General features: G+C 50.0%; 8 protein-coding genes. 6 read left to right on the forward strand and 2 right to left on the reverse strand.

Annotated elements, in window-relative coordinates:
* The first annotated feature begins 304 nt into the window (after positions 1-304).
* The 3 genes from AC1S52_RS15495 (at position 305) to AC1S52_RS15505 (ending at position 3,653) form a co-directional block, all read left to right on the forward strand.
* The gene (locus AC1S52_RS15495; RefSeq protein ID WP_482029926.1) at positions 305-1,510 is read left to right on the forward strand and encodes an NAD(P)/FAD-dependent oxidoreductase; all 1,206 of its coding nucleotides are present in this window, start codon (positions 305-307) and stop codon (positions 1,508-1,510) included.
* 515 nt (positions 1,511-2,025) lie between these two features.
* Complete coding sequence (locus tag AC1S52_RS15500; RefSeq protein ID WP_482029927.1) at positions 2,026-2,871, forward strand: pentapeptide repeat-containing protein; 846 nt, start codon at positions 2,026-2,028, stop codon at positions 2,869-2,871.
* A 122-nt stretch (positions 2,872-2,993) separates the two neighbouring features.
* Entirely contained in the window at positions 2,994-3,653 is a 660-nt protein-coding gene (locus AC1S52_RS15505; protein WP_482029928.1) for an HAD-IA family hydrolase, read from the forward strand.
* On the opposite strand, the gene AC1S52_RS15510 is transcribed toward AC1S52_RS15505, so the two are convergent.
* The gene (locus AC1S52_RS15510) at positions 3,650-5,206 is read right to left on the reverse strand and encodes an AAA family ATPase (protein WP_482029929.1); all 1,557 of its coding nucleotides are present in this window, start codon (positions 5,204-5,206) and stop codon (positions 3,650-3,652) included. The genes AC1S52_RS15505 and AC1S52_RS15510 overlap by 4 nt on opposite strands.
* A gap of 363 nt (positions 5,207-5,569) precedes the next feature.
* Between AC1S52_RS15510 and AC1S52_RS15515 the strand changes: the two genes are divergently transcribed.
* Both AC1S52_RS15515 and AC1S52_RS15520 read left to right on the forward strand, forming a co-directional pair.
* Positions 5,570-6,382, forward strand: coding sequence for an FAD binding domain-containing protein (locus AC1S52_RS15515; protein ID WP_482029930.1), 813 nt, complete (start codon positions 5,570-5,572; stop codon positions 6,380-6,382).
* 64 nt (positions 6,383-6,446) lie between these two features.
* Positions 6,447-9,302 carry a molybdopterin-dependent oxidoreductase gene (locus AC1S52_RS15520; RefSeq protein ID WP_482029931.1) on the forward strand — a complete coding sequence of 952 codons (2,856 nt, stop codon included), beginning with the start codon at positions 6,447-6,449 and terminating at the stop codon, positions 9,300-9,302.
* A gap of 2 nt (positions 9,303-9,304) precedes the next feature.
* Here AC1S52_RS15520 and AC1S52_RS15525 read toward each other — a convergent pair whose 3' ends face one another.
* Positions 9,305-12,043 carry a GAF domain-containing sensor histidine kinase gene (locus AC1S52_RS15525; RefSeq protein ID WP_482029932.1) on the reverse strand — a complete coding sequence of 913 codons (2,739 nt, stop codon included), beginning with the start codon at positions 12,041-12,043 and terminating at the stop codon, positions 9,305-9,307.
* 140 nt (positions 12,044-12,183) lie between these two features.
* On the opposite strand from AC1S52_RS15525, the gene AC1S52_RS15530 reads away from it, so the two are divergent.
* Entirely contained in the window at positions 12,184-12,336 is a 153-nt protein-coding gene (locus AC1S52_RS15530) for a hypothetical protein (RefSeq protein WP_482029933.1), read from the forward strand.
* Positions 12,337-12,788 lie beyond the last annotated feature (452 nt).

Consider the following 12,788-nt stretch of genomic DNA (forward strand, 5'->3'; position numbering starts at 1 on the left):
CCATTAGGTCTTCGGGAGTACGATATTCTTTGAGCAACTCGTCAATGAGTTCCGGTCGAAAGGTCATAGTTTAGTGCCTTTGTTCATTAGTTCATTAGATCTTGTTTTTTGACCTTTGACACAAACTAATTTACAGTCTCATATGTGGGTACGGACGCTGAAGTTGGAATGGTCGGTTGGATCGGTTTGTGAGTGGGTGAGAGCCTACCTTAACCTAAAAATTTTCTGCAATCCATCCGTTGGTAAGCCCAGTTGTTATCCTGAAAGGAAGTTGCTTCCAGCGTTTGCTCTTCTGATTAAACCCATGACTCAACAATCTGCTCGTATTTGTATTTTGGGTGGAGGCTTTGGAGGTCTCTACACCGCTTTGCGGTTAAGTCAGTTGCCCTGGAGTAAACAGGAAAAGCCAGAGATCGTTCTGGTCGATCGCAGCGATCGCTTCCTCTTTTCTCCCTTACTGTATGAATTGATGACGGGTGAACTGCAAGCCTGGGAAATTGCACCTCCGTTTGAGGAATTACTGGCAGGAACCGGAGTGCGGTTCTATCAAAGCGAAGTCACGGGAATTGATCTGCAAGCACAACAGGTTCAGTTACAGGATGGACCTGAACTCTCCTATGACCGATTAGTGCTGGGCTTGGGCGGAGAAACTCCCTTAGATCGGGTATCGGGTGCTTTAGACTATGCCCTGCCGTTTCGCACCATTGCTGACGCTTACCGATTGGAAGAACGTCTGCGGATTTTAGAAGAGTCAGATGCCGATCGCATTCGGGTGGCGATCGTCGGCGGGGGTTACTCTGGAGTAGAACTTGCCTGCAAACTTGCAGACCGACTCCAGGAACGGGGGCGTATTCGCCTGGTTGAAATGACCGATCAGATTCTCAGGACTTCGACGGACTTTAACCGGGAAGCCGCCACAAAAGCTTTGGAAGAGAAGGGAATCTGGGTTGATTTAGAAACAACCGTTGAGTCAATTACTACGGATACCCTTTCCTTTACCTACAAGGGCACCACCGATACCATTCCGGTTGAAATTGTCGTGTGGACTGTGGGGACGCGCGTGACGGATGTAATTAGTGCTCTGCCTTTGAAAAAGAGTCTGACAGGGCGGGTTACAGTAACCCCTACCCTACAAGCTGTTGATCAACTGGATGTCTTTGCTCTGGGCGATCTGGCAGACTGCAAAGATGCAGAGGGGCAGCAAGTGCCCATTACGGCTCAAGCAGCCCTTCAGCAGGCTGAATATTTGGGCTGGAACCTGTGGGCATCGCTGACCGATCGCCCCTTGTTACCCTTCCGCTATCAGCATGTGGGCGAAATGATGACCTTGGGAACAGATAATGCCACGCTAACCGCTTTAGGTCTGAAGCTGGATGGACCTTTTGCCCATGCTTTCCGTCGTCTGGCATATCTCTACCGGATGCCAACTCTGGAGCACCAGCTTCGGGTAGGAGTGGGCTGGATGACTCGTCCTATTCTGGATGCCGTTGCCGGGATTGAGAATTTGTAAAGCTTCTGCTCCTCAATTAGCTGCGATCGCACTACAGCAATTCCCATTTGTGTGTACGGTCAAACTGCTTATTCAGTCAGGCTTTTTCGTATTAGTTTGGGCTGCACTCGTCTGAGAATCGTCATAGCTGTGATTGCCCAACCAGAGCGGATCCTAAAAGCCGATGGGGCTATAAAGAAATAGCTGCGATCGGCTATTAGCGCCTAGTTAATCACTAACAGCCCGTCAGAGCTGTGAAGTCGCTTTTTAACAAGCGCTTATGGATCTGCTAAGAAAAAGAGTCGTATCTGGAGCAACCAGCAACCAACAGCCAACTATCAGCAGTACGAATCTAGATGTAAGGGGAATGACCCCTCACGTTTGGGAACACTTAATCGAAGCACATGAAGCAATTGACTTCTTACAGAGGGTAATTGGGTTGGAAAAGTTGACCTTTTATTTTGAGGCGTCTCCCTTCTGTAGGAAATCTATTCAACTGTGCCAAGGGGGTAACTACCATGTTCGAGGATTAGATCATGCGTGCGAGTGAACTCCTGAAGCGCTATGCCGCAGGAGAACGGGACTTTACTGAGGTAAGTCTGTGGGGAGTGAACCTGAGCAGAGCAAACCTGAAAGGAATTAATCTAAGTCAGGCAGATCTGCGGGGAGCTAATTTGCGCGGCACCGCTTTGAGAGAAGCCTGTTTAGACGGTGCCAATTTAGCCGAAGCTGACTTAACGAATGCACAGTTAGCAGGGGCAAATCTTTATAACGCTAACTTAGAAGGAGCCAATCTGACTGAGGCGAACCTGGCTAATGCAGATCTCCGCAAAGCACTCTTAGCCCAAGCAATCTTGAACAAGGCTAATCTGAACGGAGCTAATCTGAGCTACGCAGATCTCAACAATGCCCATCTGTGGGGGGCAAACCTTTGTAATGCAAGACTACTGGAAATTAATTTGAGGAGTGCTAATTTACGGGGTGCTTACCTTTGTCAGGCAGTCTTAAGTGGAGAGTTGGGAGAAGCGAACTTAAGCGGTGCAAATTTGAGTTGGACTGTTCTGTCGGGTGCGAACTTGAAGGAAGCCATTCTGACCGAGGCAGAGCTAAATAGTGCCAATCTTGCTGGGACAGTTCTTTGTAACGCAAAGCTGCGGGGAGCCGATTTGCGGGGATCTGACCTGACCGATGCTGATTTGAGTCGGGCTAACCTAAGTGAGGCTAATCTGGCAATGGCAAAATTGGCAGGGACGGTTTTCACTGGTGCAATTCTCAGTGGAGCCGATCTGCGGGGTGCCAATTTGAGTGAAACGAACTTAAAAGGAGTCAATCTTTTGGGCGCAAACCTCAGGGGTGCTATTTTGCCCAAAGATTACAGCTAAAATCACCCTGCCCTTTCTTCTTCCACCTCTGACCCTTGACCCGTGGCACCTGGCATCTGGACTTAAATATAAAGGCTTAATCAGTGTAGGGTATAGGGTGTAGCTTGTTGAACGGATTCGGTGTGAACAGAAATGCTCGATTGCCTGAAGTAATTTTTTTGGATGCAGTCGGAACGCTATTTGGCATTCAGGGAAGTGTCGGAGGAATCTATGGAGAAATGGCGCGTCGGTTTGGAGTGGAGGTGTCTGCTTCAGAGCTAAACCAGGCTTTCTTTAAGGCATTCAAAGCGGCTGGACCTCCTGCTTTTGCAGAAACCGTTCCGGCAGAGGTGCAGGCACAGGAGTTTACCTGGTGGCTGGAGATCGCCACTGATACCTTTAAACAAGCCGGGGCTTTTGATTCCTTTCCCAACTTTGGCGAATTTTTTCTCCACCTTTATCACCACTTTTCAACGGCTGACCCCTGGTTTCTTTATCCCGATGTCTACCCGGCTTTGGAACGGTGGAAAGGAATGGGAGTTCAACTAGGCGTGTTGTCAAACTTTGATTCGCGTCTCTACTCGGTATTGCAGGCACTTGACCTGGCAAAGTTTTTTTCCTCAATCACGATTTCGACTGAGGTGGGTGCTGCAAAACCGGATTCGAGGATATTTGCGATCGCCCGCCAGAAACACCACTGCCGACCTGAATCTGCCTGGCACATTGGCGACAGTTTTGAAGAAGACTATCAAGCTGCCTGTACCGCTGGAATGCGGGGAATCTGGTTACGGAGAGATCGCTAACGAACATTGACAAACCGCTCTTGAGCCATGATTCGCATCTTTTGCAAATCCTCTCGCCGTGATACGGAAAGGGGAATCGTGGTCTTAATGGTTTCCACCAAAATCGTAGTATCCAGTGGCTTTTGTAAGTAGAGCGATCGGTAAAGGGCTGCAATCACTGCCTGTTCGATCTCTGCCCCACTAAAGCCATCGGTTGCTTGAACCAGGGCTGCCAGGTCAAACTGTTGGGGAGCCTGTTTGCGGCGGGTCAGGTGCAGTTGCAAGATGGTTGTCCGCTCTCGCTCATCGGGCAAATCTACAAAGAAGATTTCGTCAAAACGGCCTTTCCGAAGTAGTTCTGGAGGAAGCCCAGTAATGTCATTTGCGGTGGCAACCACAAATACCTCTTGGGACTTTTCCTGCATCCAGGTCAGAAAAGAGCCAAACATGCGACGACTCAACCCTCCATCCGCATCGCTGCTGGTGCCGCTACCTAATGCCTTCTCAATCTCGTCAATCCATAATACAGCCGGTGCCATCGATTCTGCCAGGGCGATCGCCTGCCGCAGGTTCTTCTCAGACTCACCAATATACATGTTGTAGAGTCTGCCCGTATCTAGTTTCAGGAGCGGCATTTTCCAGGCACGGGCGATCGCCTTAGCTGCCAATGACTTGCCACAACCCTGAATGCCTACAATCAAAATGCCTTTCGGGGGCTTCAGGTTGAGCGCCTGCGCCTGGGGACTAAACCCCAACCGGGACTGGTTAAGCCACTGCTTCAGCCCTGCAAAACCACCCAAATCTACTGCCATTTCTTCGACTGGAAAATACTCCAATACGCCCTCTTCCTGAATCACCTGGGCTTTGCGCTTTAAGATCCGCCCTACATCTTGAAGGGTCAGTTTGCCATCTTCTAAAGCGGCATAGGCAATCACCTGCCGCGCCTGTTTCAGGGTCATTCCAGTCAGTGCCTGCACCAGAGCCGGTATATCCTGTTCCTGAAGTTCGATTTGGACTCGGTGCTTCACCCGCAAGGAGCGTATGACATCTGAGACAACCTGTTGCAACTCATCCCGTCCCGGTAGTTTCAGGTCAAAGTCAACGGCATCGTGGGCAATTTCAGGCGGTAGCTTGACGGTGTCTCCTGTGAGGACGATCGCCGAGCGGTTCAGGGAAAAAAACTGCACCACCTCCCGGAACTGACGGGCAATTTCAGCATCATCCAGATGACGGGCAAAATCTTTGAGCCAAAAAACTCCTTTGGCTGTAGCTGTCTGAATATATTTCAAAACCTTAAGGGGATCCGCCGTATCTTCAAACGCAGCCGGTTTCTGAGAACCAGGCGGGGCACATTCATCCACCCAGCGATTTTCGGCAGAACCGGGTGACCTCACCAACCCTTGAGTAATACTCCATTCAAAGAGCTGCATGTTCATGTCCTGAACTGCTGTCTGCAAAAGGTTTTGCACTCGCTCTTCTTCCACAGTTTCCACCACAATTAACGGGTGAAAAGACATAACCAGCGTTTGCAGCGAATGGATATGGGCAGAAAGGGGCATGGTTCTCGGTTTCATGGAAAGGTTGTTTTATTCTCTTGTAGGATTCCCTATTCCCTAAATTCCCCATCAATTACCTCAATTCCGAACGAAGGATGAAGAATTCAACCATTCCCGACCCCTTGAACCTTGCGTTGCTTTGACTACAAATTTTGCGATGGTTTCTCTGTAATCTAGCTGAGGTGTTAAGTGTTAGGTGTTAGGTGCCAGATGTCAGGTTGTAGGAGAATTCAGGAGTCAGAATTCAGGAGTCGGAATTCAAGAGTCAGTAGCTTGTAATCTTTGCAACTTAAGCCTCTCAACTTTTACCTCTTCACTTTTAGCTCTCAATGCTTCACTTCACTCCCTACTCTTCACCACTTCCCCTCTTTTACTTCAAACATGGATCTGCACACGGTTGAAACGTATCTGCGCCCATCTAATCTGGAGTCTGTTCCCACTTGGGAACCGGGATGGGCATGGTTAGCTGGAGGAACGTGGCTATTTTCTGAACCTCAGCCTGCGCTGAATACGCTGGTTGATCTGGAGCCGTTGAACTGGTCAGAGATTGAGATCGAGCCGGATTATGTGGCGATCGGGGCGACCTGCACGTTCGCTCAACTGCTGAACTACCCGTGGTTAGCGGAGTGGCGGGCGACAGCGGCGTTTGGGGGAGCGGTTTCTGCTCTGGCAGCTTCGTTTAAGGTGACCCATCTGGCAACGATTGGGGGCAACCTTTGCCTTGCCCTGGCAGTGGGTGTGATGGCTCCCTTGATGGTGCTGCTAGGTGCAACTTATGAAGTTTGGAGTCCCAATGGGGTTGCCCGATTGATGGCGGCAAAAGATTTTCAACTGGGAGTTCAGAGAACAGCCCTACAACCGGGTGAAGTGCTGCGTCGAGTTTTGATTCCGAAAGCTTCCCTGGTCTGGCATACCAATGTGCAGCGGTTTGGAATTGCGGCAACCGATCCGGCGCTTTCCCTGGTGATGGTAGCCCGTCAGCCCCAAAGGAATACCATTCGGATTAGTCTGGGAGCCTGTGTGCCAGCACCGCAACTGCTGGAGTTTGCAGAGATTCCTACACCTGAGCAAGTGGCTGAAGCGGGGCGATCGCTCCCCTGGCTCCAGGACGCAAAGGCAAGCGCCACTTATCGTCAACACATTACAGAAGTATTAATTACACGGGCAATCCAAGAACTCGCTCAAATTTCATAGAAAACGCTACATCAACAAAATCCAAAACTCAAAACCACTTCTACTTTCACTCCCCACTCCCCCAATGCGCCCCATTAACCTCAAAATCAACAATCAGCCTTTGACCGAGCGGTGTTCTCCTGGAACTAGCCTGCTCAGCCTGTTACGCGACCTGGGCTGGGTAGGGGTTCACCGGGTTTGTCAGTCTGGGGACTGTGGAGCCTGTACCGTCTGGCTAGATGGCGATCCGGTTCATAGCTGCCTTTATCCAGCGGTGCGGGCTGAAGGGCATCTCATTACCACCATTGAAGGATTGGCACAGGATGAGCAACTTTCTTTGATGCAGCAGGCTTTCCTGGAGAAACAGGGCTTTCAGTGCGGGTTCTGCACACCTGGCATGGTAATGAGTGCTGAAAAAGTGAAGTTTGAATGTGAAAGCGAACTGCGGCTGGCAATGCGAGGAAACCTATGCCGATGTACAGGTTATCAGGCTGTGGTTGAAAGTATTCTGTTGGGGAAGGAGGCAAAAGATGGGAGCAGTGGCGCAGGCGGGCAAAGGAGCAGTGACGCAGAGGAGCAGGTAATTCAAAACTTGGAACTGAGTACTCATCCCCCTGCTCAAATTGGGCAAAGCGTTCCGAAGCAGGATGGTCCTGAGATTGTCACAGGGAAACCTGTATATACCTCAGACTGGGCACCCGCAGGACTGTTGCATATGAAAGTGCTGCGATCGCCCCACCCCCACGCCATCATTCGCCGGATCAATACAGAACAAGCAAAAGCCCTCCCCGGTGTCCATCTAATCCTGACTTACGAAGATGTGCCCCGTCGTGCCTATACCACCGCCGGCCATACCGCCCCAGTGCCCGACCCCCTGGATCACTACATTCTGGACTACAAAGTGCGCTTCATCGGCGATCGCGTCGCTGCTGTCGTTGCCGACTCAGTCGCGATCGCGGAAAAAGCCTGTCAGTTGATCGAAGTAGACTACGAAATCCTGCCCCATGTGGTTGATCCGGTGGAGGCTATGGGAAAAAAGCAAATCACCCCTCACGCCTCTCCCCACCCTGCGGGAACGCCAAAGGCGAACACTCCTCTCCCCCCTCTTGCACAACCTCCCATCCTGCACGACGAACCTGAATCCACCCAGATTCCCGATGCCAGTCGCAATATTGCCGGGTATGTCGCCATGGAGTCCGGCGATCTGGAGCAGGGGTTTGCCGATGCTGATCGGGTGCTGGAGAAAACCTATTGCCTGCCTGCGGTGCAACATACTCATCTGGAGCCTCATATATGCACCAGTTGGATGGATGAGGACGGAACGCTGGTGGTGCGCTCCAGTACACAGGTACCCTTCCACTGTCAGCGGGTGCTGTCAGAACTGTATGATTTGCCGAAGGAGAAAGTGCGGGTTTATAAAGCCAAAATTGGCGGTGGTTTTGGTAATAAGCAAGAGATTCTCTGTGAAGACCTGTGTGCCCTGGCGACGTTGCGAACGGGACGACCCGTGCAGTGGGAATTTACTCGCCAAGAGGAGTTTACCTGCACCAACAGTCGCCATGGGATGACGGTTCGTTTGAAGCTTGGAGTCAAAGCAGATGGGACTTTGACTGCGATGGATATGGAGGCGATCGCCAACACGGGAGCCTATGGCAACCACGGCTGTGTCGTCGTTTTCTTAACCGGCAACGAGTCGATTGGAATGTACCGTTGTCCTAATAAACGCTTTTTGGGCTACGCCGTTTACACTAACACCATGCCCGCTGGTGCGTTTCGGGGGTATGGTGCGACTCAAGGAATTTTTGCGATGGAAACGCTGCTGGACGAAATGGCTACCCAGCTAGGAATTGACCCAATTGCGGTGCAGAAGCAGAATGTAATTCGTCCCGGTGATGTGATTGCGATCGGGCATGGAGAAGACCACTTTAATCTGATTGGCGGCTATGCCCTGGATGAGTGTTTTGCTAAAGTGCTTCAAGCAATGGAGTACACACCCAGTAAACCGCCTGTTATAGATGGCAATCTGCGGCGTGGGATTGGATTTGCCGTATCCATGCAGGGCAGCGGACTGGCAAAGGTTCATACTGCCTGCGTCAATCTTTCCCTCCAGCCAGATGGTCGCTTCTGTATGCGAACAGGATCAGTCGATGTGGGCACTGGCTCCGACACCACCCTGCGCCAAATTGCGGCTCAGGTTCTGGGAGTTACGGTAACTGACATTGATATGATCACGGCAGATACCCACACAACCCCCTTTGATGCTGGTTCCTACGCCTCAGCCACCCTTTACATCTCTGGTCAGGCATCTAAATTGGCAGCCGAAAAGCTGCGTTCCCAACTTTTAGAACTTGCAGCCAGCCATTTGCAGACCGAGCCAGAAAAGGTTGTTGTTGCCAATAGCACCTTTCAGGCAAACAGCAAAACTCTTACGTTCAAGGAGCTAGCTGCTATTCCCCATCCCCTCCTCTCTGCCGAATCCGAATATTTTGCTGATGAATCAACACTGACCTTTGCTGTTCAGGGGGTGGAAGTGGAAGTGGATACAGAAACAGGCAAGGTCACAGTTTTGCGATCAGTGCAGGCGATCGACCTGGGAAAAGCAATCAATCCCCGCATCTGTCTGGGGCAAGCTACAGGGGGTAGCGCAATGGGCATTGGCTACGCCCTGATGGAAGAACTGTTGTTCGATCAGCAGGGTAAAATCCTCAATCCTGCCTTCCGTTCCTACCGCATTCCCACAGCCGCCGATGTGCCACCCATGGAAGTGTTTCTAGTGGAATCCCAGGATCCCCACGGTCCTTTTGGCGCAAAGGGTGTTGGCGAAATTACCACAAATTGCATGGCTCCCGCGATCGCCAACGCGATCGCCCATGCAACAGGTGCTCGCTTAACCCAACTACCTATGACACCAGAACGAGTATGGCAGGCAATGGCAAGGTAAAGCTATTTGATCGGAATTTCAATCGTAAATTGTGTCCCCTCACCTGACTCGGATTCGCATCGCAGTTTACCTCTGTGTCTTTCAGCCACAATCTGGTAACTGATGGATAGTCCTAAGCCAGTTCCCTGCCCTACAGGTTTAGTGGTGAAGAATGGGTCAAAGATACGCTCCTTCGCTTCTGGGGGAATGCCAGTTCCGTTATCAGCAATTTGAATTACAGCAAACGAGCCGGTTGCCCGGTGGGCAACTTGAGTGCGGATGGTGATGGTGGGAAGAGGGCGTAGGGGAGGGGGATTCAACTCAGAACTCAACTCTTTGAATTTGGAACTCTCTTCCAGGGCATCAATGGCATTGCTAACAAGATTCATGAACACCTGATTGAGCTGCCCTGCGCAACATTCGACCGGGGGCAAATCGCCATATTCTTTAATCACTTCAATGCCAGGGTGATCGGGTCTTGCTTTAAGCCGGTGCTGCAAGATCATTAACGTACTGTCAATGCCTTCATGGATGTCTACCGCTTTAATCGCTGCCTGGTCAAACCGGGAGAAATTACGAAGCGATAAAACAATCTGGCGAATTCGGTCTGCGCCGGTTTTCATGGACGACAGAATTTTGGGTAGATCATCGGTCAGAAAATCGACATCGACTTCTCGGGTGCGATCGCGCACCTCATCCACTGGGTTGGGATAGTGCTGCTGGTAAAGTTGCAACAAGTCCAGCAGTTCACTGGTGTAGTCCGTGGCATGGTTCAGGTTGCCATAGATGAAATTGACTGGATTGTTAATTTCGTGGGCAACTCCAGCCACCAGTTGACCCAGGCTAGACATTTTCTCGGTTTGAATTAGATGAGTCTGTGCCTGCTGGAGTTCACTCAGGGTGTTGGTTAATTGTTCAGCCTGCTGCCGGGTTTGAGTCAACAACTCTACCTGATGCAGCGCAACTCCAAGCTGCACTCCGATTTGGGTGAGGAACTTTAGTTCAGAAGGTTCCCACTGGCGCGGACCTGCGTTTTGATAGACCGCCAGCAGCCCCCACAAGTTCTGCCCAACAAAAATTGGGGCGATCGCATACGCCATAATCCCAAACTGCTCCAGGATCTCAACGTGGCAGTCAGAATGTCCTATTTTGTAGATGTCATTAACGGCAAAGGTTTCATTGTGGCGATAGCGTCCGCCCTGGGTTTCCTGCAAGTGGGTGTCAGCCCATACGGTATTGATCCCTAAGGGCAAGCTACTGCTCCAACCGGGGCTTAACGACTCAAAGTCTCCTACAAATTCTCCGCTCCAATCAGGATTAAAACGGTATACCGCAACCCGGTCTACGCTTAGCAGTTGGCAAACTTCCTGGCAGGTGATTTGGAAAATCGTTTTGACATCCAGGGATTCTCGAATTTTGATTACGACATCGAGCAGAGCTTGTTGCTGTTCTGCGGCTCGTTGCAGTTCAATCGTGCGATCTTCAACTTGCTGCTCAAGTCCAATATTCAGGGCAGAAATTTGCAGGTAGAGCTGATGCTGCTGAATTGCCATTGAGAAATGTTCTGCCAATGCCTGCGCCAGTTCCAGGTCATCACTCAGCCAGGCTGGTGCCTGCCCTTTTTTCGATTCTCTCCAGGCTTCAAAGGAATTGCGAGGTTGGATCTGACGCTGGTCAGGGTTGAACTCTCCCGCCCATAGCTTTTCTGTATCAAGTTCATTGCGGAATATACTGAGATAGCCCAAAAATTGCCGATGATATTGTAGGGCAATCACCAACACTCCCCGAATTGGAGTTGAACGAAACAGGGCGGTTAAAGTCCGCAGTTCTGGCTGCTGATAAAAATCTGCGATCGCCCAAATGTGAGATCGGGCTGAGGGATTGGCTTCGGGGGTAAAAAAGGTTTGCCAGCAGGCAAGTTGTTCGATGGCTGGGGTAATAGTATCAAGGGAAGCTGGCTGGGTGCCAACGGTCAGGCTTTTTACTGGCTGCGTTTCATCCTTAGAAAGGATGTAAAGTCTGCCTCCACTTCCGTGAAATGCCTCAACCATTTTTTCCAGAGCCGCCTGCAAGGGCACATCGGGCTGGGAGTGGAGCAATGCTGAGATCTGGTTAATCGTTTTCTCGCGCTGTGCCTGCTGACGTGTTTGGGATAGCATCGCTGACTGGGCGATCGCAACCGAAACCTGGTCTGCGACCATCTGAAGAAACTGTAATTCTTGCTCCTCAACGACGCGAGGTTTCACATTGTGCGATACCAGCAGTCCCCACAGCTTCTCGTGATGCATGATCGGTACAACCACGGAGGAACTTAAACCCATTGCCGTCAGATATTCAATATGACAAGGATCAACCGGACGGTAGGCAATTTCTTCAAACTCACCAGATCCTTGATTGACCGTTTGGTTGAGCGGACTGAGACCAATTTGCCGGGACTTAACATCAACAATTGAACGTTGACGGGCACTGACAAACATTTCACGGGCATGGGATGGGATATCATCTGCCGGAAAGTTTAGCCCCAACAGAGAAGGCAGGCGATTGCTATTGATTGACTCTGCGATGACTTCGCCACTGCCATTTTCGTGAAATTGATAGATCTTGACCCGATCCGTGTGAAGGTGCGATCGTACTTCAACAACCGTTTCATCCAATATTTCTTGCAATTCCAGGGATTGACGAATCCGATTGACGATACGTTGCAGTAGATCTCCTTGTCCCAGGGTTTGACTAATTTCTGGCTTTTCTGTGGAAAGTACCATTGGCTACGTGTCTTCCAGACTATCAACATCACGAAATACCCTTATCGTGATTGATTGGGTTTCTAGTTGACATCCGTAAATCTATCGCAGGTTTTGTTGCATTTTCTAAAGATTCCTAAAGCTATTCGGCAAAAAGACTGATGGCTTCAGGCGTTTTAGCCACCCGGTTGCTGTATCTGATATTTCATCGGCAAGCTTCCAACCTCAGAACTGCCTACTATGGACAACCGAGCATTGATCTGACGATTCCAATTCAACACTTCGTCACTGACGGTGTAAATCGGTGGGACTAATTACAGCAGTGTTCAGATCAGTCCGGCACAGTCAACTCAGATGCCGATTTATTTGGAAAAAGCTAGGGATCTAGCTTAGGTTGGTTGCTGTGCGTAGTTTTAGATACATTAATCAGCTATAGCGTTTCCTTTCTGGGTGAGATACATCTCATCTATTTGACTCAATGGCTTTACGGCTATCCATGTACCTCACTGGCTTCAAAAACGCTATAGATTGCTTTTCTTAAAAGTATTTCTAATAGAAGATTGATTGTTAAAAATCAATAAATTGTATTAGTTATAGCGGTTACTTTTTTCGTAAGAAAAGCAGTGGCAGTCAGTGGGTTAAAACGTAAAGTTATGAAGAGTCCTTAAAGAACTACCTTTGACTGGCTTGGGATCGACAATCCTAAAAAATATAATTACAATTAAGTCAGTGAACCCGATTAAATAAAAGCTTAGTTTTTAGCGAT

This window comes from Kovacikia sp. CALU 1929, from assembly GCF_056784235.1.